This window comes from Nitrincola iocasae, from assembly GCF_008727795.1.
GTDB lineage: Bacteria > Pseudomonadota > Gammaproteobacteria > Pseudomonadales > Balneatricaceae > Nitrincola > Nitrincola iocasae.
In genome coordinates, this window is sequence record NZ_CP044222.1 from 850,361 (window position 1) to 875,317 (window position 24,957).

17 protein-coding genes are annotated in these 24,957 nt (G+C 47.4%); 10 read left to right on the forward strand and 7 right to left on the reverse strand.

All coding sequences use genetic code 11. The features are described 5' to 3' along the window. Positions 1 to 193: 193 nt before the first annotated feature. Together F5I99_RS04060 and F5I99_RS04065 are read right to left on the reverse strand one after the other, a co-directional pair. The gene (locus tag F5I99_RS04060; RefSeq protein ID WP_151053770.1) at positions 194 to 1,453 is read right to left on the reverse strand and encodes an outer membrane protein assembly factor BamB family protein; all 1,260 of its coding nucleotides are present in this window, start codon (positions 1,451 to 1,453) and stop codon (positions 194 to 196) included. Continuing rightward, positions 1,426 to 5,706 carry an RHS repeat-associated core domain-containing protein gene (locus F5I99_RS04065; RefSeq protein WP_151053771.1) on the reverse strand — a complete coding sequence of 1,427 codons (4,281 nt, stop codon included), beginning with the start codon at positions 5,704 to 5,706 and terminating at the stop codon, positions 1,426 to 1,428. Before F5I99_RS04065 ends, F5I99_RS04060 begins: the two co-directional genes overlap by 28 nt. Before the next feature lie 556 nt (positions 5,707 to 6,262). Here F5I99_RS04065 and F5I99_RS04070 point away from each other — a divergent pair. From F5I99_RS04070 to F5I99_RS04115, 10 genes are all read left to right on the forward strand, one after another. Next, complete coding sequence (locus tag F5I99_RS04070) at positions 6,263 to 8,233, forward strand: type VI secretion system Vgr family protein (RefSeq protein ID WP_151053772.1); 1,971 nt, start codon at positions 6,263 to 6,265, stop codon at positions 8,231 to 8,233. After that, positions 8,230 to 9,669, forward strand: a complete 1,440-nt coding sequence (locus F5I99_RS04075) for a DUF4123 domain-containing protein (RefSeq protein ID WP_151053773.1) — start codon at positions 8,230 to 8,232, stop codon at positions 9,667 to 9,669. Before F5I99_RS04070 ends, F5I99_RS04075 begins: the two co-directional genes overlap by 4 nt. Next, entirely contained in the window at positions 9,666 to 11,612 is a 1,947-nt protein-coding gene (locus F5I99_RS04080) for a hypothetical protein (protein WP_151053774.1), read from the forward strand. The genes F5I99_RS04075 and F5I99_RS04080 overlap by 4 nt, the downstream gene beginning before the upstream one ends. Continuing rightward, the gene (locus F5I99_RS04085) at positions 11,548 to 12,642 is read left to right on the forward strand and encodes a hypothetical protein (RefSeq protein WP_151053775.1); all 1,095 of its coding nucleotides are present in this window, start codon (positions 11,548 to 11,550) and stop codon (positions 12,640 to 12,642) included. Before F5I99_RS04080 ends, F5I99_RS04085 begins: the two co-directional genes overlap by 65 nt. A 100-nt stretch (positions 12,643 to 12,742) precedes the next feature. Continuing rightward, positions 12,743 to 13,777 carry a hypothetical protein gene (locus F5I99_RS04090; RefSeq protein ID WP_151053776.1) on the forward strand — a complete coding sequence of 345 codons (1,035 nt, stop codon included), beginning with the start codon at positions 12,743 to 12,745 and terminating at the stop codon, positions 13,775 to 13,777. Between the two features lie 68 nt (positions 13,778 to 13,845). Continuing rightward, positions 13,846 to 14,112 carry a PAAR domain-containing protein gene (locus F5I99_RS04095; RefSeq protein ID WP_151053777.1) on the forward strand — a complete coding sequence of 89 codons (267 nt, stop codon included), beginning with the start codon at positions 13,846 to 13,848 and terminating at the stop codon, positions 14,110 to 14,112. 161 nt (positions 14,113 to 14,273) lie between these two features. Beyond that, positions 14,274 to 14,627 carry a DUF4870 family protein gene (locus F5I99_RS04100; protein WP_151053778.1) on the forward strand — a complete coding sequence of 118 codons (354 nt, stop codon included), beginning with the start codon at positions 14,274 to 14,276 and terminating at the stop codon, positions 14,625 to 14,627. A gap of 141 nt (positions 14,628 to 14,768) precedes the next feature. Next, the gene (locus F5I99_RS04105; protein ID WP_151053779.1) at positions 14,769 to 17,843 is read left to right on the forward strand and encodes a BspA family leucine-rich repeat surface protein; all 3,075 of its coding nucleotides are present in this window, start codon (positions 14,769 to 14,771) and stop codon (positions 17,841 to 17,843) included. A gap of 70 nt (positions 17,844 to 17,913) precedes the next feature. Beyond that, entirely contained in the window at positions 17,914 to 18,375 is a 462-nt protein-coding gene (locus F5I99_RS04110; protein ID WP_151053780.1) for a hypothetical protein, read from the forward strand. Positions 18,376 to 18,487: 112 nt separating this feature from the next. Continuing rightward, positions 18,488 to 19,918 (forward strand): L,D-transpeptidase family protein, encoded by a 1,431-nt coding sequence (locus tag F5I99_RS04115; RefSeq protein WP_151053781.1) that lies wholly within the window; start codon positions 18,488 to 18,490, stop codon positions 19,916 to 19,918. On the opposite strand, the gene F5I99_RS04120 is transcribed toward F5I99_RS04115, so the two are convergent. The 5 genes from F5I99_RS04120 to glcF form a co-directional block, all read right to left on the reverse strand. Further along, a complete protein-coding gene (locus F5I99_RS04120; RefSeq protein ID WP_191905949.1) occupies positions 19,887 to 20,633 on the reverse strand; it encodes a M14 family zinc carboxypeptidase in 747 nt (248 codons plus the stop codon). The two genes, F5I99_RS04115 and F5I99_RS04120, sit on opposite strands and share 32 nt — an antisense overlap. A 103-nt stretch (positions 20,634 to 20,736) precedes the next feature. Then, a complete protein-coding gene (locus tag F5I99_RS04125) occupies positions 20,737 to 21,267 on the reverse strand; it encodes an OmpA family protein (RefSeq protein WP_225307546.1) in 531 nt (176 codons plus the stop codon). Positions 21,268 to 21,434: 167 nt separating this feature from the next. Further along, entirely contained in the window at positions 21,435 to 22,931 is a 1,497-nt protein-coding gene (locus tag F5I99_RS04130; protein WP_151053784.1) for an alanine/glycine:cation symporter family protein, read from the reverse strand. A gap of 350 nt (positions 22,932 to 23,281) precedes the next feature. Next, entirely contained in the window at positions 23,282 to 23,689 is a 408-nt protein-coding gene (locus F5I99_RS04135) for a GlcG/HbpS family heme-binding protein (RefSeq protein WP_151053785.1), read from the reverse strand. 34 nt (positions 23,690 to 23,723) lie between these two features. Next, complete coding sequence (glcF, locus tag F5I99_RS04140; RefSeq protein ID WP_151053786.1) at positions 23,724 to 24,941, reverse strand: glycolate oxidase subunit GlcF; 1,218 nt, start codon at positions 24,939 to 24,941, stop codon at positions 23,724 to 23,726. Between the last annotated feature and the right edge of the window lie 16 nt (positions 24,942 to 24,957).

Genomic DNA, 24,957 nt, shown 5'->3' on the forward strand with positions numbered 1-24,957 from the left:
GGTAATCTTGAACAATCAGTGACGCTAGATGGCTGTTCAATCAATTAAGAACAGTAGCACGACAGATTTCTGTGCTACTGTGTGTTTTGATTGCGTTTTGTTAAAGAGCGTTAGTTTCTTGATGTGTTGTTGGTTTTAAATTTTTACTGATCCCGATCTCTTCGCAAGAAAATACTTTGGTACAGTCTATCGATCAATTTCTCACTACTGTCAGCTCGTCAGGTAACCGAACAGCATGGATCGACCCGCCATTGGTTGCAAAATAAATAATGCCATCTTGTATGGCGAGCGAACGTGGGATGGGGTGTTCTGTTGGGTAGTAATACACCCGCTCACCGGTTTTTTCATCAAGGCCAATGATACCGCCGGCTTGAGTGCCAGCATAGACTACCCCATTGTACGGCACCATTGCGCCTCGAATACTACCTCTGGTTGGCACATCCCAAACAGGTATAAGGTCACGTTTTCGCAGTGCATGGACACGGGCATCGACAGATGGAATATAAATATGTTTCTCTGAAGCCGATAGGCGCCCTGGGCTTGCTCCGGCTTCAATATGGTAACGGCCTAGAATAACGCCGCTTTCAGCATCAAAGGCATAAACATCGGCGGCAGTAGAGTGCTGTACTTTATTGACGGTGTAAATGACACCTTCATCATAGATGAGTGAACGTGAGTTCAATGTTGGTTCAACTGAATCTTTTTCTTCATTATTCCAGTCAGAGGTATAACGCCATTTTAACTCATGCGTATCTACGTTAAATGAAAATACGTCTTGATATAGGTTTTTCATATATAATACATTGTTATGAATATAAAAATCCGAATTAAACCCGCTAAGCCTTGTATCGTTTTGATCAAAACCCATTATTAGATTAATAGATTGACTGGTAACTGACTTCTCATAGAGCTCAAGTGTTGTGGAAAAAAAAATACGTTCGTTTTTTGCTAAGTATGCCATGATACTGCGATTTGTTTTTACTATGTCGTGAACATTTCCATCTGCTTTTCCAATAACATGTATGCGCTGTGGATTTCGGCAATTTGTAACGGTGTCTGGATAAAAGGTCTGATAAGCAGCATTTGTGCTTATGATGATAAAATCATCACTAACCGTAAGTTTGTTTTCTAGTGGACATTCTAAATCTAGTTTCCAGTTGAGAGTGCCATCTAGCGAAAGGGAATAGAGGTGATTTGTTTCATCAGAAAAAATGAGAGCGTTATCATATATTGTCATTTCAGACATAGAGAAGCTCAAAGTTTTGTATTCCCAAATTTCGTAGGCTAAACGCTGTTTATTTATATAAAAATAAAAAAATAATCCAAACAGTGCGATGATGGCTATCCATATAATGAAATACCAAATGGTTATCGTTTTGTTACTTTGCTTTGTCGCTATTTTTTTCTGCATATTAGATTTTAGCATTATGGGTTTGGAACGCCAGGAAGGCATAGCTCCCTCGTGCGTTTCTGTTGATCTGCAACTATATCCTTCACCCTGGTTGCATCTGCAGCGATTTGTTCCCCTATGTCGCGTTCAGCATCCATAATGCACAGGTTATAGTTTGCCTGAATATCCTCAAGGGAATAACGTGCACCCGATTGCAATTGATTGCGTCGATCGCTTTCACACCCCTCAATTTTGGTTTGACGAGTTTGATCCGCTATTTCACGGAAATGCTCTTCAATCGGAGGTATTTGAGATGGCATAATCTTGTCATGATATATGCATTGTGGTAAGGCTCTAGCGTTACTAATGGCATTTCCTATGTCATTGGCTTGCTGTGCTTGTGTTACTGTAATAGCTGTAGAAGCTTGTCTAATCCTTGTTGCGACACGAGCAAGGCCCGAAAGCAAAGGATGCAACCCCAACGGATCAACCCACCCGGTCGGATTGGCCACATACGCATAGCTATTCAGCCCACCCGCCAATCCAATCGGATCTTGGGTGATATACCGCCCTTGCTTGGGATCATAGTAACGATAGCGGTTGTAATACAGTCCGGTTTCTTCATCCAGCCATTGGCCTTGAAAACGAATCGGTTGTTGTAGGTTCGGCACCGTGCGTTCGTTTTTGATGGCTGCCCAGTCATCGGGTTCTGCGCTCCAGAGCAGGTGGCCGTCTTCGTCGATCAGTTTGGTCGGGGTGCCGAGGTGGTTGGTGATGAAGGCGCTGTAGCGTGGGGTGTTGATATTGTGGTCGTTAAATTGTTCCAGTGTCAGTCCACTGGCTTCGAGGGCATCAATGCCGAGTTCATCGACTCTAAACAGGGGCGCAAAACTACTGGGTTCGTAGAACACTGTGGTGCGTTGTTCGCCAGTGTCTTCATGCACCAGTTGATCTCCGTCCCAGCCATAGCGGGTGAGCTGGCTCGGGCAGCGTTCGGGGAACACTTGTTTAGCGATGCGCCGCGACAGGGCATCGTAGACGTAATAGGTTTTCGTGGTTGGGTAGCCGGGCCGCTGGCGTGTGACGCTGGAGAGCCGCTGTAAGCCGTCGTATTCAAAGGACTGCAGATCGTAAGGGGTACGTTTTTCGATCAGGTTACCGGCATTGTCATAGCGGTATTCGGCACGCTGGTATTGATCAATACGGTTAGTCGACCAGGTACTTTGACTGGAGGGCAGGCCGTTGATGCGGTTTCCTTCAGGGTCCAGCGCGTAGTGGTGTTCATGGTTGCCCGTTGGGCTTTGTAATGCACTGCCGGTTAAGCGCCCGGCAGGGTCGTATTCAAACGTCTGCGCCACCTGTGTGATCAGTGGCGTGTTGGGCTCTGAGGTTGGGATTGATTGCGTAAGGCCGGTTAAACGAAAACGGGCATCGTAGCGGTATTGATGGATCTGAATCGGGTGGCTTTGATCGGAGAGGTGTTGCTCACCGCTGATATAGATATCGCGTTGGGCCGCCAGTAAACCCACTGGGTTGTAACGGCGTTCGCGTGTCAGCAGAGGCTGTGCCTGATCTCTGACCTGAATCTGACGCGTCTGCTCCCGATGCAGGGCATCGGGTTCAATAGAGAACTCCAGGGTGCCCAGGCGTAATGCCAGCAAATGCCCACTGCCGTAGGTGAGCCAGCCCATGGGATGTTCACCCTGTTGGGTCAGCGTGGGTAGGCCCTGCGAGTTGTATTCGGTTTGATTATGCCACTCCCAGACAACCTCTTTAACCGGTATAGGGGGCAGGAATTGGTCGCATTCCGGTGGCTCGACTTCAGCACGTTGCAGTGCGAGGTGCGCGTTTTTATGCCATTGCTGTTCAATCAGGAGCGCCCCAGAGGGATCGTAAGTCCATTCAACCCGCGCATAAATATTATCCGCCTGGACCAGGCGACCGACGGCATCGTAGCGGAAGTGCTCCACCTGTTCGGGTGCCATTTCGGTAGCAGGCAGTTCACGGGCCAGCAAACGGCCGAGGGCATCATAATGCAAGGTCGTGGATTGCGTTTCGCCGTTGACCACTTCCTGCTGCTGGATCAGATCCCCGCGCAGGTTATAGGTATAGTGACGTTCACGGCCATCAAAGCCGACCTCGCGCACCACCCGGTCCAGGGTGTCATACTCAAACGCATAGGTCGCGCCATTGGCGTTGGTGATTTCAATCGGACGACCGGCCAGGTCATAACGATAACGGCGGGTATGGTTATTGGCATCGGTCTCGGCAATGACCTGGCCTTTAGCGTCGTAACGCAGTGACTGAATTACCCCCTTGGCATCGCGGGCCTCACTCAACAAGCCCTCGTTATTGTAGGTGTAGTGCAACTGGCTGCGATCCGGCAAGATGACAGCGGTGCGTTGGCCAACGGCGTTGTATTCGAAGCAGGTGATCTGCTCCAGTGGATCGGTGACTCGAATCAATTGCCCCCATACATCATATTCATACTGGGTGGTCTGATCAGAGCAATCGGTGACACTGGCCAGTTGGCCCAGGTCTGTCCAGGTATAGTGGTGCGTTGCGCCTTCTGGATCAATGCGTCGTGTGGGTCTGTCCGGTAAGCTCGGGTAATCATACTCAATCTGCGAGGTGTGCTGAAGAGCATCAGTGATGGCAGAGATATTGCCCTGATCATCATATTGAAACTGATGGGTTGCACCATCAGGAGCTTGGGTCTGTGTCAGACGTCCATTGGCATCCCGTTGGTAGCGGTAGTGCTGTTTATCCGGTAGAGAAACATAAATCAGCTGACCGTAGCCATCACGTTGATAACTGGTGACGCCACCCAATGGGTCGATCTCAGATAACCGCTGGCCCTGTTTATTGTAGCTGTAGTGAATTTCACTACCGTCCGCGCGGTGATGTGCACTCCAGCGTAGATTAGGGCCGCTGCCGGTAAAGGCATAACGCTCCTCACGTCCGAGATTATCGGTGACACGGGTGAAGGTGTCTTGATAATCATATGTGCGTGTCAGGCCGTCTTCTTCAATCTGTTTGAGTACCTTGCCTTGCGGTGTGTGCTCGGTCCATTCGTAGTGCATGGTGCGACGGCCCGGCTGGGTGTAACCGGTTAGTATATGCTGAGTCCATTGATACTCTATTACGATTCGATGGGTACGATCGCGGACAGCGATTAAATCACCCGTGGCGTTGTAATCAAATTGAACCAGTTGGCAGGCAGCTTCGCCATCGACATCGACCGCATTTAAGCGCACCTTGGGGTCGTCAGGTTCGGGGTTGGCAGCCACTTGATAATGAAACTGGTAGCGTCGGCCAGCACTGTCAATCACCTGCTGAATCAGACCGGCGGCATCACGTTCATAGGTGGTGCCGTAACCCTGTTGGGTATATTCAGCGGCTAGCTGCCAATCCAGTGCACAGGGTTTAAGCAGATAGACACGCTGGCCGGTGGATACGAAGTAGAGATTTTCATCAAGAGTTTCAGATTCAGGTAGACCGTTAAACGCGGGGTGCTGGCTTGGATGTGAGTTTGTGGACTGTGTGGGTTGTTGATCGGATAGGTCTTGAACACCGCCACGGGCCAACCAAAATTGTTCAGAATCTGAATAGACCACAGCACCGGGGGCTAATTCTGAAAAGCGAATCCGCCGACCATGGGCATCATGCAAGATCAATTGATTAACTGGCTGATTCGTGACTTCGGTGCTGTGCTCTAATGCGAAGTCGTCAAACTCTGCTAACGCATCCGTGGCGTCTGTTCCATTAGACTCCGGTGTTTCTATAGGCTGGAGGGTTAAACGCAAGTTGTTACCCGTGACTGACCAGCCTTGCCCTAGTATACCGATGTTGGCATTGCTGGAAACATAACCACGGCTAAAAACAAACGGAGCCGGTGCTGGCAACGCAAAGTCAGTGGTGGCGGGCAGTAACTTGGAGCCGAGAATCGGGTTAACCGGATTGCCACAGTTGGGGGAGCAGGGCGCAATTTGGTCAGCTTCGCCTTCACCTGAACTAGCGGCTGCGCCATCACCGATTAGCACAGACCCCAGTCCACCGATAATCACCCCGCCATGGGCGGTGGAATCGGTCATGCGCGCGGCAGGGCGACCATTGATAAACACCGTGGCAGAACCACTGACAAGGGTATCCGGAGGGCCATTGCACACCAGGCTATCACCCACACGCCCCGCCGGTTGATTGCCTATAAAAACATCGCTAGAGCCGCTGGAAATGGGGCCGCCAACATGCGGGGTTTTACCGGTAACGGCAGGACAGCTGTGGTTGTCGCCTAAACGTGCAGAGGGCTTGCCCATAAAACACTCCTTGTTGAATGACACCCATGCTGATGATTTACATGAGACAGCCTACTCCCTGATGACCGCGAACGAACTATAACGCGATTTGGGAAGTTTGCCAAATGCTAAGCCAGGATTTAGATGAAGAAGGCTAGCCCCTAGAAGACCCCCTTGCACTCTTGACTCCACAGGCTAAAAAAATTAGGCTCTGCTCTAAGAAGTAAGGACCATTTCTGAACTTAATGAACTAATCACGACAAGGATATAGTCATGCCGACTCTCCATTTCAATCACCCTGCTTGCTATATTTTTATCCTCTATTTCGCTTCAATTGATACGCTCATTAACCATAAACCTCTAGTGCGGTTGGGTGATTTGGATCAATGTCCAGTGCATAAATATGGATCAACAGCCATTACATAGTTTGCATCACCAACAGGTGGTGGTCGTCCGATTGCTACAGCAGGAGATAAGACGATGCGTGCTGCAACTTTTACGCGTTGCACTATGTATTATTACTGACTCGTTGTCATAAACAACTCAACGTTACTGATGTGCTTAATAAGGGATTACTATGGCTCTCTTTACCCAACAGGACCGGCTCCTGGCTATCGATACCCCACTGGGGTCTGATGTATTGTTACTGACCCGATTAAAGGGGCAGGAAAACATTTCGTCGCTGTATGCATTTGATGTGGAACTCTATTCCGCCAGTACCCAGATTGAGGCAGACAAAATCGTGGGTGAAAATGTGACGCTGAAAATTATGCAGACAGACACCCTGGGACTTCGCTCAGGTGGCTATCGGCATATTAATGGTTACGTCCGGCGCTTTCGGGGTGAAGGTGAGCAGTTGCAGGGATTACGCCGTTACACGGCCGAAGTGGTGCCCTGGTTATGGTTCTTAACACAAACCAGCGACTCGAAAATCTTCCAGAACAAAACTATTAAACAGATCGCTACTGAGATCTTTGCTGAAAATGGTTTTAATGATTTTGAGTTCCGACTGATCGGGCAGCACCCGATCAGGGAATATTGCGTGCAATACCAGGAAAGTGATTTCACCTTCCTGTCTCGTCTGTTTGAAGAGGAAGGGATTTTCTATTATTTCCATCACGAAGACGGCAAACATACCCTGATTATCGCTGACCATAATGGTGCTTATGAGACCTGCCAAGAAGGCTCAGTGAGCTACCAGGCTGGTTCTTTGTCGGCACATAGTATTCATGCCTGGTCGCATCAATATGAGTTTCGAACCGGACGTTATGCCAAACGTGACTATGATTTCAAAAAGCCTTCTGATCGACTGCAGACGGGTGTCGCGGCAGATATGCCCTTAAATGGTGTGAAACGCTTTGAGCATTTTATCTACCCGGGCCGCTACGAGGACAAAAGCTTCGGTGATCAACTCACCCGTTTACGCATTGAACAGGACGAAGCCTCCCACGATCAGGTCAAAGGTGAAAGTGGCTGCCGGAGCTTTACGCCCGGGCATAGTTTTACCCTGAATCGGCACGATGATGCCCCCGACGAGATGGATGACTACTTGCTGCTGGGCGTAGATCACCAGGCCAGTGATTACAGCTACACCAGTCAGGATGACGTCGAGCGCGAATACAAAAACACCTTCCGCGCCATGCCAGCTTCCCGCGTCTATCGTCCGGCGATGATTACCGGCTGGCCAAAAATGCAGGGACCCCAGAACGCCATGGTGGTCGGCCCGGCCGGTGAAGAGATCTACACCGACAACTATGGCCGGGTAAAAATTCAGTTTCCCTGGGACCGCTACGGCCAGTACAACGAAAACAGCTCCTGCTGGGTCCGCATGAGCAACAATTGGGCCGGCAAGAATTGGGGTGGCATATTCATACCCCGTATCGGTCAGGAAGTGATTGTCGACTTCTACGACGGCAACCCGGACCGACCGATCATCACCGGGCGTGTCTACAACGCTGAACAGATGCCGCCCAACAGCCTACCGGCGAATAAAACCCGCATGACCCTGCGCAGCGATACGCACAAGGGGGAAGGGTTTAATGAGCTCACCTTTGAGGATGAGGCGGGTGAAGAGTTTATTTATATCCATGCGCAGAAAAACATGGAATTGCAGGTGCAAAACTCACGCCACAAGCGAGTTGAGTTTGATGATACCGCCACTATTGGCAATAACTCCTATCTGGCCGTTGCTCATGACCGCATCGAAAAAATCGATCAGAATCAAGATACGACTATTACCGGTAATTTGACTGAAAAAATTGATGGCAATCAGGGGATTACCCTGGGTGGCGATCAACACACCAAAGCGGGAGGCGATATCACCTATAAAACCGGTGGTGAAATTGTTCTGGATGCCAGAAAGATCACCCTGGTGTCTGGTGGGACGGCTTTGGTAGTGTCCGCAGGCAGTGTCAACGTGGTTCCCAGTCTCAATGTGGGTTCTGCATCGCCAGGCACCGCCGCTATACCCGCTATCCCAGAGGTTTTGGATACAGCGTCGGGCACAGGTTCCCCCTTTGTTTCTCACTGTCCCAAGAGTGCCGCATGAGTTCAATAACAAGACCGACCTGGATCGGACAGTGTCAGGTACGCGTTCACCCGGGGCACGATATTCCCTGGGCTGGCAATGCTCAGGATGGTCGTAGCTATGTGGTGATTCAAGCTGACACCCAGAATGAATTTGAAGCCGCTTTGTTAACCTCGCTAGAGGAGCTGCATCTCGACCTTACTGGGCTTGAAGAGGTTGAGCCCTTGCTGCAGCATTTTGCTCGTCAGGGTATGAGTCGCCCCTTGGTAGAGCTGGCTCAGCAGCTCAATGATGATAATCGAGTGGTCTTTGGAAGGTTTGAACCGGTCAATAGGGGACCCTTACAAGCAGGGAATGCAGAAACAATAGATACCCAATGCCGCCAGGAAAGTGACTCTAGCATCACGCATCTACCACCGCCCCCACTGGGTTCAGAAGTAGAATGGGGATCTTTACTACAGTCAGATGCAGAACCACTTTGGGCCATCGTAGACGGTGTAAACTGGCCTGAAATCCAATCGCTGTTGAGCGAGCACCTGCCGCCACATGCGTGTTTGTATTCGACGCAGGATGTCCAGTCTCAGGCGATAGCCCCTTGGTTGGTTCGTCTGGAACCCGATAATCCCATAACCTACATTGTTCAAGCACGACCACAAGATAGTCATGCGCTAATTCTGTTTCAAAGTCAGTCTCAATTAAAGGCACTGCGAGATCATTTTCGCTTATTTACCCTGGTCTGGACCCCCGCTGATGAACAGGCACCGATCTATTTTCGTTTTTATGACCCACGTGTCCTGACAGATCTGTTCAGTGCGCTTGATCCTTGGAAGCAAACCCGATTTTGTGCCCCGGTCAGTGCTTTTTATGTGCCGCTGAGCCCCTGGCTGCGTGTTCCGGAATGGGCTAAGTTGGATCAGCCCCTGCCACTGACCGCTGCGTTGGATAGTTACCAGCAGCGTCTGCTTAAACTAGCGCCTGCCGATAATCTACCAGACAATGTTATTACTGGAAGTCGTGGTTTCCGTATTACTGCAAAAGAGTTTGAACAGTTTGGCTTTCTAAATGCCTGTCGTCAGCAGAACAGCTTAGCCATCACGCTACATCAGCATTATGCCGAACGCTGTTCTATGGATGACTACCTCCGCTATGCTGCGCTAGCCCCCAAGTTGGGGAAACAATTTGATTGCCATTCAACCAAGCACGTCAAAACACTTGCCCAGTGCCTGGTGCTTTTGGGTGAACACTTCCCACAGAACTATCCACAAGCACTCACTTTTTTAAAAGATAAGCACAAATCAGCCCATGAACGCATAGAAGGGTTATGGCAATGGGTGCCGCAAGGGCTCTTACTGCAAAAACTTGAGTCTACGTATGAGCAACAAGTTGGACATGAATCCAATGATAACGACCAGACCATGGAAGACCTGTTCAGCCCACTAAAAGGAGGTACCCAATGAGCTATCAACCGACCCTGGAAGATATGATGTGTCTGTTTTTGGAGCAGCCGGAGAAGTTTTCTGCCCGTTTACAAACACAGCGTTCACTAATCAATGCCGCCAATGCTGGTGCGGTGGATGAAACGGTCAGGGCTCACTATGCAGATTATTTACGTAATGGCGGCGAACCCTTAACAGAAACGAGAGTGTCACAGGTTTCCCGGATGGATGACACTATCCATGATACGGTGTTTGGAGCGGCAAACTGCGGCTGTGTTTCAGAATCGCCTTGCTGCCTGGTCAGTGGTGAAGTAGTGGATGCGGTATACCCGTCCCGAAAAGTGGAATGGCCCAATCGCCCCTCGAGTGATAAGCCCAAAACCCTTTGGTTAATTGCGGATAGTCAAGAAGGCAATGAATACTACGCTGAAGTTAATGTGGATTGGAAGGGTAGTGCTTGTCGAAGTGAGTATAAAACTGCCGAAGAGCGGCAGTACTTACCAGCGATTCAAATTGAGCGTTCGGGTACGGACACTCTGCAACAGTCTGATAACAGCGAAACCCATAAAGTCTATCTAAATCAATCGACAGGCGTCTTGGATTTATTACGCAGCGTATTGCCTGACGCCATCGTCATACCTTTAGCTATTGTAGATCGTATCTTAAGCCTGCCTCGCTTCCTCAGTGGTTTGGATAGAGCCAGCTTTTCTCCACGTCAATGTGCGGCCTCAACAGACATGAGACAGGCGTTGCAGGTGGGGATTTTACCGCAAATGGGTGTCGAGGGTTCAATTTCAGTCGGTGCAAAAACCATTTTCAGCCTGAATGGGATCAGCGGTGAAGTTAGTGCAGAAGGCAGTCTTACCGGTAAGATTGCGCAATATGAAATCAGCGCCAACGCCGAAAAAAGCGCTTATGGTGACAGTCATGAGCGCTCAGTTGATATGAGCACGGCTGAACGTGAACCCGGTTTTTTAGGTCTGATCGGTTCAATGTTCAACCAATTGAGTCAAGCTGTTTCTCATGGCAGTAGTGACCCATCGGGTAGCTCACAAGGATCAGATGACACCCCGGAGAGTCTGATGAGAAGCAATGATTTTACCTCCAGTATCACGTTGTATAAGACGCTAAAGGTCGATTTCTGTGCAATAGAACTCCGCCGAAAACAAAATACACCCTATTTAGAGCTAGCCTGGGTCACAGGAACAAGCAATGGGATCAACACAAGCCTGACCATTGGTGTCGAGGGCAAAATAGACCTAGTGGACCTGCTGGTCAGAGGGGTGTTTAAAAGTGGTCGAGTCGCCCGCGAAATTGCCGAGCTGCGCTTTAAAGCGGCGAATGGGGAAACGGTCGATGGCACGGTTGAAATGAACCTGACTTTGGCCGCCGAGGGTAATGTTGAGCATAACGTCTCGACCCAAGCGACGACGATCACCGTGACCACTCAGGAAGACCTGGAAGAACAACTGAATCAGCTCCAGCATGAGTTTACAGGGACCTTAAAAATCGTCGGCGAAGCGGAAATAAAAGTCCATCTCGGCGTAAAATACTGGCTGGTTAGCGGACGTGTGGGGGTTAACGGTACGTTACATACCGCCTGGACATGGGAAGTGAAAACTATCGATAAGCAGCGCAAAAAACGCTTTTACTTCGAGGGTCTCAAGGTCAGTGTGGAGGCGTATGCAGAGGTTGAATACGATGATGAACCAGCTACAACTGAGGAGGCGGAGTCTGAAGAAAATGAAGGTTGGGGAGGCGATACGTCTGCAACAGCAACAGAAAATCTTGAACTTGATCCAATCCAAAGGCAAATTCTGCAGTCGCAGAAAGTAGTCGAGGAGATGCGGGCAAGACATGCCGAACAGGCATCAACCAACAGTCAGGATGGAGAGACCTATGAAATACTTAAACCCACCGTTGCAGAGGTTACCGAGGAGAGTCCACCTTGGGACGATTTTTAAAGGGCTAGCCCTGGCCCTGTTGGTATTGGCATTGGGTGGTTGGTCTTTAACGGCCTTAAGTACAGAGCAGGCTACAGAGCAGGAGACATACACCATGGAACGCAGTTACTACCTGATAAGTCATATACGGGGTGCCGTGTATGACTTGCAAGTCAATGGCTTGAATGTGAAGAAAGAAACAAATGCGAGCCCCAAAAGTTACTCATTACCCATAAACCATTTGATGCGTACAGGTGAGAATACGATAACTTTCAATTATGCCCCCATTGCTGGTTTCGATCCGGAAACGAATCAAGTGATCAGTGAATTACATGATACTTTTTTTGCGCGTATTGCTATTGAAAGTATGAATCTAACAACGCGTGAACGTGAACGTATTACGCTGATGGATATTAGCTATGATTCTGAAAATAATGCACTGCAGGGTAACTTGAAGAATCCGCAAGGACAGGAGCATGTCTATGAAACGGAAAATCTATCTACCGATGGCAGAGTAAGACAATCCAATCCGCATGTGATAGTGAATGGCATAGGTACCCCTTTGCCCACCGAACCCCTCACCGTAAGCTTTACCACCCCGGATCGTTTTCCGGCGTTTCATTGGTTGGATGCGGTGGAGCTGGAGGATACACCACAGATGCGGGCGGAGCTGGTAGCCGCGTATGAGCGGATGTATAGCTATATTTACAATGAAGAGTTTGATTCATTTCTCCAAGAGCTTGAACCTGTGTGGCGTCATGCGGCGATTACGATGGGTGTAGGCCAAACAGCCATGGACTTTGTAGAGCGCCTGGATATTGAAAACCGTAACGTGCGAGTAAGACCCAATGGTCAAATTCTGAACCCGTTAAAAATCCCCGATAATCTGGATCATCATGTGGAGTTTATGGGTGAAGGTCGCTTGGTTCGAATTCAACCAGCGCCAGTAACATGGCAATACCCTGATTCCGATAGATATTCGCGCATGCAGTTACTGTTTTACAAAACCCCATCCAGGGAGTGGAAAGTAGCAAGAATCCTTACAGATTGACGATGTTCATAATGACTGATTAAACGGCAAAGTTAAGATTATTACGTTAATGCGCAAGGAGCGATGAATATGAAACCTCTCCCACGCTTAGGCGATTGTTATGCGCTGTAACAGAGCTAGCATCGCCTTGCTTATGTTTGTAGGCATACTCCTGTCATCTGTTGCTTATGCAACAGAGCAGGAGATATACACCATGGAACGCAGTTACTACCTGATAAGTCATATACGGGGTGCCGTGTATGACTTGCAAGTCAATGGCTTGAATGTGAAGAAAGAAACAAATGCGAGCCCCAAAAGTTACTCATTACCCATAAACCATTTGATGCGTACAGGTGAGAATACGATAACTTTCAATTATGCCCCCATTGCTGGTTTCGATCCGGAAACGAATCAAGTGATCAGTGAATTACATGATACTTTTTTTGCGCGTATTGCTATTGAAAGTATGAATCTAACAACGCGTGAACGTGAACGTGAACGTATTACGCTGATGGATATTAGCTATGATTCTGAAAATAATGCACTGCAGGGTAACTTGAAGAATCCGCAAGGACAGGAGCATGTCTATGAAACGGAAAATCTATCTACCGATGGCAGAGTAAGACAATCCAATCCGCATGTGATAGTGAATGGCATAGGTACCCCTTTGCCCACCGAACCCCTCACCGTAAGCTTTACCACCCCGGATCGTTTTCCGGCGTTTCATTGGTTGGATGCGGTGGAGCTGGAGGATACACCACAGATGCGGGCGGAGCTGGTAGCCGCGTATGAGCGGATGTATAGCTATATTTACAATGAAGAGTTTGATTCATTTTTCCAAGAGCTTGAACCCGTGTGGCGTCAAGGAGCGATTACGACGGGTGTGGGCCAAACAGCCATGGACTATGTAGAGCGCATGGCTATTGAAGAACGTATAGTGCCTGTCCGTCCTGATGGAAGAACGCTTAACCCGTTAAAAATCCCCGATAATCTGGATCATCATGTAGAGTTTATGGGTGAGGGGCGCTTGGTTCGTATTCTTCCTCATCCCGTCACTTGGCAATATCCAGATTCTGAACGCTATTCAGCAATGCCGCTGCTGTTTTACAAAACCCCTTCCCGGGAATGGAAAGTAGCTGACATCCTTACAGACTAAGGTAGTTTCAATAACTCATTTTATGGAATTTTTTTGAGCTTAAAATTTATTAGCAAGGAGCATGCAATATGAAACCCGTCGCTCGCTTAGGTGATTTACACCAATGTCCAAAACATAAACACGGCACCACTGCAATTACGCAGGTAGCGGGCAATTCCACCGATGATGGTCGTCCGATAGCCTGTGTGGGTGATAAAACCGCCTGTGGTGCCACGATTATCGAAGGCTCATCCACAGCTTTTATCGATGGACGCGCCGTGGCCTATGTGGGCTCTAAAACTGATCATGGTGGAGTGATTATTACTGGTTCCTCCACGGCAAAGGTACAGTCGTAGGCAATTACAGGAAGGTAGGTTAATGATCGATTCAAATTATCAGAGCTTGATGCCAAGTTATCAGCATTTCGTATTCATGCTGCAAAGGCATTATGGTTCATTGCACTAGATAGCAATGTTAGGCGTAGTCATGATTCACAAACCCAAAAAGGAAAAAACCTATGAATGAAGTAGTAGCGCAAGAAAAACCAACCACCGAGGGAACGGCAAAGATCGTCTATATCCTCTATCTAGTCAGCATGATTGTCGGTATCACGGGACTAGTCGGCGTTGTAATGGCATACATTAACAGAAAAGACGCTCCTGACTGGCTGAAAACCCACTATCAGTTTCAAATCAGGACGTTCTGGATTGGAATGCTATATGTGCTGGTAGGTTTACTATTGATGTTCGTGCTTATCGGATTTTTGATTCTTTTGTTCTGGGTGGTTTGGCTTATTGTCCGCTGTGTCAAAGGTATGAAGTCACTTGACCAGAAACAAGCACATCCAAATCCGACTGGTTGGATGTTTTAGAAGTAGCCAGTAATCATTTCCGGTCGATTATTGGTCGGAACCAAATGTAACCAGTATGCCAGCAGGTTTTATTCGTTCTGATTTTAAAAGCGAATGGATTTAGCTTTGGTGAATAAACTGATTTTTAAAGGGAATTAATCCATGCAAAAACTGAAACGCACCTTGATTATCCTGCTGGCATCACTACTGACACCTGTACTGCACGCTGCCTCTCACTCAGACTTTGAACAAAATTTCATTCACTTTTTGGGGAGGCAGGGCTGTGTTGTAGACTCATCTACGCAAGAAAAAGCAATTGCAGCTGGATTTTCGGTTGACGAAACTGAGCAATTTATTCAAGCAGTGCTCAATGATGACCGTGCTTTCAGTTGGGAAAACTGGGTGTTACTGCCTGCTGATATCTGTCAAATTCAACCACCAAACATCATCAACCACATCGATCAAGCTGGGCCAGTTATTGAACAATATTTTGCAGAATTTGATGAGAGTTTTTTTCTTGAATATCCAGAACTGCGCCAAACCTGGGAAAAAACAGGTTGTTTGATACGTTCGGATCTGATTGACGTGCTGCAAAAAAAACATGGTATGGATAGCAAAACAGCAATAACTGAATTTTATAGCTTTGTGGCTTCCGGGATTATTGATGGGTGGTTAAGTTTTTACGCAGATGATCTACTGATAACGCCAGCGGGATATAACATTGTTTCCTCTCAATGTACAACAGATGAAGAGTTTGATCAGTTAGCTAACAATCATCAGGTATTATTAGAGAGTTTCGATTCCTTAGTGCGCACCTATGGTGAGAGAACGCAGTGCGACCGAAATAATCTTCACTTGCCTGGTGATTATAAAGACTTGATAAAAGACATCACTAAAGGAAAAATCTCAAATGAGTGGCTATCTATTGAGGTTTTATCAGTGATGAAGGGGGCCGGATGGATTGAATATAACCAAGATGAAACCCTGAGGTATCATCCACCTGCTTGTAATTTAAATTATGAATATGAACAGCTATTGACTGAGACTGAATCTGGCTTGGCTGATGAAGAAAATTCACCAAAATACCTGACAGTTACTGAAGAGCAGCTCAGAGAAGCCGCTAAAAATAGTAGCTTTTCAATTGAAGAAAATGGAATTTTATATACCTTCGGCGACTCTTTATACAATATAGACACCTCTCAAGTAACTGATATGTCATTTTTATTCAGTGAGTTGACTGGATTTAACGAAGATATTGGCTATTGGGATGTTTCCAATGTCACCACTATGGAAGGTATGTTTGAGGGCGCTGAAAGCTTTAACCAGGATATCGCTCAGTGGGACGTTTCCAATGTGACTAACATGGAAGGATTATTCTGGTATGCCTCGGAGTTTAATCAAGATGTTAGTGGTTGGGATGTGTCCAATGTTACTGATATAGTTGGTTTATTTGGGGGAACTTTGCATTTCAATCATGACATAGGTGATTGGAATGTATCTAATGTGACAGACATGGGCGCCATGTTTGATAGTGCAGAAGCTTTCAACCAGGATATCAGTGGTTGGAATGTATCAAATGTTACCAATATGAACTCTATGTTTAGTTCTGCTTCATCTTTTAATCAGGATATTGGCAACTGGGATGTATCAAACGTTACCAGTATGACCTCGATGTTTGCTAATGCCAGGTCTTTTAATCAAGATATCGGTAATTGGGACGTTTCAAATGTAACTAATATGCAGGGTATGTTTTTTTGGGCAACAGAGTTTGATCAGGATATAGGTGCTTGGAATGTATCCAATGTCACTGACATGGGTAGTTTATTCTGGAGAGCATTGTCATTCAATCAAGATGTTGGTGGATGGGATGTATCCAACGTAACTAATATGGCTAGTATGTTTAATAATGCGATATCATTCAATCAAGATATTGGATCGTGGGATGTGTCAAGTGTGAATGTTATGGCATTTATGTTCTCAGATGCACGTTCCTTTAATCAGGATTTAGACGCTTGGAATGTATCTAATGTAACCGATGTAAGAAGGATGTTTTCGGGTGCTGCATCTTTTAATGGTGCTATTGGCAGTTGGGATGTATCCAATGTTACTGATATGAATTGGATGTTCTTTGGGGCAACGTCCTTTAATAAAGATATCGGTGCTTGGGATGTATCTAAGGTCACAAGCATGTGGGGCATGTTTGCAGAAGCAAGATCGTTTAACCAGGATATAGGCCGCTGGGATGTATCCAATGTGGAAGACATGGATGGTATGTTTGCTTTTGCCGCTTCCTTCAATCAGGACATTGGCCGCTGGGATGTATCTAATGTTGAGATCATGCGAGGTATGTTTGCTGGAGCAGAGTCTTTCAATCAAGATGTTGGAGCCTGGAATATATCAAAGCTTTTTAATATTTATGGTATGTTTTTTAGAGCTGAGTCATTTAATCAGTATATTGGTGACTGGGATGTTTCAAATTTAACAAACCTGTCAGCCCTGTTTGCACAAGCGAGTTCCTTTAATCAGGATATTAGTAACTGGGATGTTTCTGAAGTTAAAGAGATGAAGGAAATGTTTTATAAAGCCTCGTCATTTAATCAGAATATCAGTCACTGGAGTGTCTCTAAGGTTACTAATATGGATCGCATGTTTTATGAGGCCGTATCGCTTGATCAAGATTTGAGTAACTGGGTACTTCCGAATATTTCTGTAATGCCTAGAAACTTTATTCGCGAAGACTATACAGATGAATGGCTGCCAAGCTGGAATATATTTGAAGAGCGCTATGTGATTAATGACGATGGCACAGTAATGGATAGAGTCACTGAGCTGATCTGGCAGCGTTGTTCGATTGGTCAGGTATGGACCGGTGATACCTGTGAAGGATCGGCGATTGGCTTTACCTTAACAGAGGCGCGAGAATTAAATGAGCAAGGTTGGCGTTTGCCAAATGTTTCAGAGTTGCGGACGTTGGTTTATTGTTCAAATACAGATCAATATGGAATGAGCGAAAATTTTACCTCTTGTAGCTCGTCGATTTTTGATTATACAAGCCCGGCAATCAATACAGATGTATTCCCTAACATACCTACCTCATCTGAATATTGGACGTCTTCACCAGATTCCTATGGATACGGAGGGGCATGGTATGTCTCATTTATTGGTGGAATGGTGTGGCAGGAAGGCCCGAGTACACAGCGTAAATTTGTACGGCTGGTATCAATGGCTGAAGAGTAAAGGGGGGAGAATTTAGTTTAATCGTACTATTGATAATGTCGCATAAAATATGTAATCAAAGGAAGGGATTATGCAAGATAAATATACCATTTCAGATTTGCCTGTAGATATTATGCTACCTGGGTTGAATGGCAAGTCACGTTTTTATACCGTGCTGGGTTGGTTGCAAGTACTATTGTTAATTGTCTGCGTTATTGAGGTGTTAGTTATTATGTTTGGTCCAGATGAAATAATGGTAGATAAAAGAATAGGTGTAACATTTGTTCAGTTTTTTTTGATTTATCCTGGTCCTATTGTGACAGCGTGCTTTATAATTATGTCTATTTTGCAGTTGGCTCAAAGTCAGCGCGCAGAGAAACTCATGAAACAGTTTAATGAGTCCTTACATAGTCAATTGGAGATAATAGACGATGAAATACCTGAAGGAAAAGAACTGGAGCTCTTGCCATTATTGTCACCCAAAGAGCAAAGTGAATTCCAACTGTTTCGGATTCAACTTGTTGATGTCTCGGAAAAGCAATTGAATCACTAAGCGTTTTGATACTAGATTTGTCGGATTCCAGCCAACGGCTAATCCGACATCTAAACCATTAAATCGCACTCTCTATTCTTGTCACCCATGTAAAGTTGTAAAGGAAGTCAGCATGCCGTTGAATGGAGTCGTGATTCGAGCTTTGTGGTTATCCCTGTGTGTAATGCTTGTAGGCGTGCCTACAGCCATAGCTGACAAACCAGAAGATGTGTATGTACGTGAGTTTTTACGATTGACGCCATCAAGTGTCTGGAATGATGCGCATTTTATGCGGCAACTGGACGATCAGTATCAGCAATTACTCTATGACGGCTTGAATCCCGATAGCTATCGGGTAGCACTGCTGGCATCACTTGAAACAGGTGTGAATGCTGGATGGGAACTCACTGAAGAGCAACGCTATGAAATCGCTGTTAGCTACCTGTTGGCGTTAACCGATTTGCATTATGGCCTGACACGACAAGCTGACATTGAATCTTATCTTACCTATCCAGAAGGTAAGGAATCAGTGATTGTCGATCAGAACCGAATACTGAATATGGCACTGTCAGGTGTTGATGATCCAGCGGAGGCTTTCGAGTTGGCTCGGCCTCAGTATCTTCCTTATCAACAGATTAGGGCGGCTTATCAGTTTTCGCTGAAACCGCCATTGTTAATGATCGCACTGGATAAAATATCGGCTGAAAACACTTTTTTAGAAACCGATCAGTTATTGATGAGCTGTCCGGTAAGCCCGGTAAAGTCCGTTTCACCTGAAACACTGTCTGGCGATCAACAGCTGAAAATACAGATAAACCTGGAGCGATTCCGGCGCATGAGCCATAGGGTCACCGATCAGCTATTACTGGTGGATATCGCTGGAGCCGAATTGGCGTTATATGATGGAGGTTCCCAGCCTGTTGTGCAGCAGTCTTCTCAAATAGGGCGGACGGACCGTCAGACACCGCTGATGTGGAGCGAGATTACGCATATCACGGTTAATCCATCCTGGACGGTGCCACCCACCGTTTACCGTGAGGATATGTTACCGCAGATACGTCAAAGCCTGAGTTTTCTGGAAGATAATCAGATACAAGTGTTAGATTTCGATGGGCGCCCACTGAATCCCGCTTCAATTAACTGGCGCAACCCCGGGAGTATCCTGTTGCGTCAGGCGCCAGGCACACAAAATGAGCTGGGGCGCATTGTGGTGCGTTTTCCGAATAATGAGGCTATTTTTCTGCATGATACCCCCAGCCAAGGTTATTTCAGTCAGAATATGCGCGCATTGAGTTCAGGCTGTATCAGGCTGCAGGAGGCTCCAGCCTTGGCGCATCAGTTGCTGACTGTAAGCCGTACGGATGCTGCAGACATATTGGAAGCGTTATTGAATAGCGGTACCACGCAGGAGTTGTTTTTAGACCAGCCCGTCCCAGTGTTGTTAGCTTACTGGACTGTTGAGGCCGATGCGGAAATGGGGTTGCATTTTCGGCCTGATATTTATGGGCTGGATGCTCCGATGCAGAATTTTTTCAAAGATCAGGCGGGGCTTGCGGATAGGTAATCCCTGCCAAAATGGCTTTGCCATACAGTTGCCAGATCTGGCCGGGTTTCAAGAGGTGATCCTGAGAACGCATTTCAAATGTGACGATGGGGATGTGCCGCTCTACACCTGCATAGCTGCCGTGAGAGCCTGGGCGGGCACCCAGGTTACAGATGGGTAGGTCGGTATGGCGAGCAATGGCTCGACTGACTTGAATGGCGGGACCATCATGATCAATACAGGCCAGTGGTTGGTGGATGGATAGTATTCTGTCGGGAGGGAAGCTCTTCGTGATATTTACCAGCGTCTGGGATTCAGGCTCTGATAAGGCGCGCATGCCGAACTGATGATTATTAATCCGGTTTTGGGTTGGAAAGTTTCGGTTCGGATCCACGCCTCTGGCATTTGCGCGTGTATTGGCGTGCAGGCCATCCGGATTGACAATTGGAATCGCAATAACCCGGTGGTGGTAGAACCAGTTATCTGGCAGTTGTTCGAGCTTTTCGATTAACAGCTCCGTCAACGTGGCACTGGCGGGTTCATTGCCGTGAATTGCACCATAAACCAGGGTGGTCTGAGGGCCGCAACCGATGCGGGTATAGTGTATAGGCTGGCCGTTAGTTGAGTAGCCAGCAATTCCCTGCTCGATGCTTTTCGTGTTTTCAGGGCAGATAGGTTTAGACGTGATCAGGCTACATCCTGACAGAACAACAGGAAGCAGTATCAGGCTGAACATGAGCCTGTATCTGTAAAATAACATGAGTGTTACTCTCAGTATTGAAGCATAGACACCAGTCTTAGGGGACAGACTGGTGTCTACTGCGTGCAGCTAGGATGGCTTATTCAGAGATAATGAGTTCGACTCTGCGATTAGCTGCCCGACCTTCGGCTGTATTATTGTCAGCTATTGGAGCAGAGGGCCCCATTCCTGTGACTTTAATCCGTGTCGTCTGCACACCTTGTTGTACTAAATAGTCAGCAACCTGGTGAGCACGATTTTCTGAGAGTATCTGATTGTAGTCTGCATTACCGATATTGTCGGTATGGCCAACAACTTCAGCATTCAAAATCGGTTGGGCAATTAACGCGTCGGCAATATCTGTGAGCGCCAGTTGCAGTTCCTGGCTTAAGCTTGCTCCATCAAAGCTGAAAGCTTGAATATCGGGAAATTCAATCCGCAAGCTGGAGTCACTTTGTTGTAGCATTTGCAGGTGAGGTGAGGTTACCAGGGTCTGTGAAACCTGGTTAATGGATTCTATTACTTGCGAAGAGCGGTGACCTGACTCTACCTGAGATTGGTTTGCGGCACAGCCTGCCAAGAAAAAACAAGTACAGCCAATAGTGATTGCTTTTTTTAGATTAAAATCCATTTGATCCTCCGAATACTTATTTAAGACGCGTTCCAAATCGCATGCATCCATAGCGTGTGATGGTAAGTGGATTTGCTGAAAAAATCCACTAAATATAGTGTTACGGACCGCGCACATAAAAAAGCCCGGACGATGCCGGGCTTGAGAGTTCGCTCTGCAGAACTGATTTATTCAGATTGCTGCTTTTTTAGACGTTCTTCCCAGAAAGTGGCGTTTTTGATGCCCAGTTTTACTGGATCAAAGGTGATAGGACCACCGGTTTTTTGTTGCTCTTCATAGTCACGCAGTGCCCGCATGGTGGGTTTGGAGACGAAGAAGATCGTCAAAATACCGAGAATGTTAATCCAAGCCATCAGGCCGACGCCGACATCACCTAGACCCCAGATGTATCCGGCAGTGTTGACGGTGCCATAGGCCACCATAAACATGATCACCAGCTTGACGATAGTCAGTGGGATGTCTAATTTCAGCGCACGACGCAAGTAAGCCACATTGGTTTCGGCAATGTAGTAGTAAGCCAGAATGGTGGTGAAGGCAAAGAAAAACAGTGCCAAACCAACAAAGACAGGGCCTACGCCACCGAATACACTCTGCAGTGCCAGTTGTGTAAAGGCAGGTGAGCCAATTTCAGTACCGGCTGCAACGTTCTGAACGATGAACTGACCCGCTTCCAGAGAGCCCTGCACATTGTACTGTTGGGTGATCAGGATCATTAGCGCAGTGGCTGTGCAGATAAACAGCGTATCGACATATACCGAGAAGGCTTGTACCAGACCCTGCTGAGCTGGGTGCTCCACTTCCGCTGCTGCAGCTGCATGAGGGCCTGTACCCTGACCTGCTTCGTTGGAGTAGATGCCGCGTTTTACACCCCAACCTATAGCTGCACCAAAACCTGCTTGGGCGGTAAAGGCGTCAGAGAGTATCAGTCCAAATACTCCAGGTACTTTATCCAGGTTGAGGAAGATAATGATCATCGCCATGATGATGTAGCCCAGTGCCATAAAAGGTACGACAAACTGAGTAAAGTGTGCGATGCGCTTGATGCCACCAAAGATAATGAAGGCCAGCACGATGAGAATAATTGCCAGTGCAATCAGTTTGGTGCTGCCGACTTCGCCAAAGCTGCTGGACACTATCTGCCCTTCACCAAAGACTTGTGTAACGGCGTTACCGACCGCATTCGCCTGGATACCCGGCAGGAAGACACCGCAGGCAATAATGGATGAAATGGCAAAGAGTATACCTAGCCATTTCCAGCCCAGGCAGCGTTCAAAGTAGTAAGCCGGACCACCGCGGTACTGGCCATTATCATTAACTTTATAGATCTGGCCCAGTGTTGATTCGGCATAGGCGGTACTTGCGCCCAGAAAGGCAACGACCCACATCCAGAAAATAGCACCAGGACCACCAAAGCCTATAGCAGCAGCAACACCGGCAATGTTACCGACCCCTACGCGGCCGGATAGTGACACGGCCAGTGCCTGAAATGAAGAGATACCTTTGTCAGACTCATTGGAGTTAAACAGTAGCCGCCACATCTCTTTGAAATGGCGTACCTGCGCAAATCGCGTCAGAATGGAATAAAAAAGGCCTGCACCAAGGCACAGAAAGATCAGAGCATCGCTCCAGATAAAACCGTTAAGCGTATTAACCAGTGTTTCCATGATGAGATTCCGGTTCGTTATTGTTGTTAGCCTCTGCCGATGCGCATGAAGTTATAGCCTTGCGCTTTTCTTATAACTATTAGGCTTCGGCACTAAGGGAGGGTATTCTGCAGTAACAAAAAGCTAATATCTATCTATGTGGTAGTGTTTAACTTCGAAATACTCAATTATTTAAGTTAATAAATCTATTATAAATTTATTTTCAGATATAATTTCTGCTGCTAATTATAATTCATTGAAATTAAATATTTTTTGTATTTTGGGATGGCTTGGTGCGGAAGTTGAGATAGGTAGAGAAGTGCTGGGAGGAAAAGCCGGTTGAGAACGGCTTTTCCAGTTAGAAGGCTTGCTTAGCCCTGCAGTCCAGCTACACCGGCTTTGGCAACCTGGGCATCCTGATCGGGTTTTACCCCGGAAACCCCCACGGCTGCTATGACCTGTCCTTCTTGAATCACCGGCACACCACCTTCTAAGGTGGCGCTGATGACGGGTGCTGACAGAAAGGCATTGCGACCGCCATTAATCATATCTTCATAAATTTTGGTTTCACGCCGACCCAATGCAGCGGTACGTGCTTTTTCGACGGCGATATAGGCACCGACTGGTGCGCAGTCTTCCATACGCTGCATAGACAGCAGGTGACCCCCGTCATCAACAACGGCGACAGCCACAGCCCAGCCATTTTGTTTGGCTTCGATGAGGGCAGCGTCGATCAATTGGTTGGCTTCTGACAGTGTAAGTGCCTGTTTTGTGTACATGGGTGATCTCCTGTAGTATTTTTCTTGTCAATTATTAGTTGAGTGCTTCTTCAACAATTTCAATCCAGTGACGGACTTCCGTGCGTCCAGCGCCATTGAGATGGGTCTGGCAGCCGATATTGGCGGTGACGATCATATCAGGCTTGCCGCTTTCCAATGCGTTTAGTTTGTTATCTCTGAGTTGAATGGAAAGCTCGGGTTGGGTGACCGAATAGGTGCCAGCTGAACCACAGCACAAATGGGCATCGGGTACAGCGGTCAATGTAAATCCGAGTTGGCGTAATACGCCTTCAACCGCGCCGTTGAGTTTGAGTGCGTGCTGCAGGGTACAGGGACAATGAAACGCCAGTTTTTGATCACTATTCAGGCGAAGCGTGCCAAGATCTTCATTGGCCAGTATTTCCACCAGGTCCTTGTTCAGCGCGCTGATTTTTTCGGCTTTATCAGCGTAGGCAGGGTCATCTTTGAGCAGATGGCCATAATCTTTTACAAATGCGCCACAACCGCTGGCTGTCTGAATGATGGCTTCAGCACCGGCTTCGATCATCGGCCACCAGGCATCAATATTCTGTCGTGCCCGCACCAGTCCGGCTTCATGTGCATTCAGATGGTAGTCCACGGCGCCACAGCAACCCGCCTCTTTGGCCGTTATGACCTGAATGCCCAGTTTATCTAAAACACGAGCGGTCGCTGCATTGGTGTTGGGTGACAGTGAAGGTTGAACGCAGCCCTCCAGAATCAGCATTTTTCGGACCTGTTGATTATCAGGGCGTGGTTTTGCCTTGATGCTGCGTGCCGGGATTTTTTGCTTCAGAGCCGCTGGTAATATTGGCCTGAACAACTGGCCGGTTTTCATCAATGGGTCAAATATCTGTGGATTAGGGATAACCTTGCGCAAAGCGCTGCGTACCAGTTTCTCACTGAAAGGGCGTCCTACCTTGTCTTCGATAGCCGCACGACCTATGTCCAGCAGAGCATGGTAATTAACCCCTGATGGGCAGGTGGTTTCACAGTTGCGACAGGTCAGGCAGCGGTCCAGATGAGCCTGGGTTTCACGGGTGACTTCGCCGCCTTCAAAGAAGCTCTTCATCAGATAGATGCGCCCACGCGGACCATCCAGTTCATCGCCAAGCAGTTGGTAAGTGGGGCAGGTGGCGGTACAGAAACCACAGTGCACACAACTGCGCAGGATATCTTCAGCCTCTTGGGCGCGGGGCAGTTTCTTAGCGTCTTCAGACAGGTTGGTTTGCATAGTATTTCTCTCTACT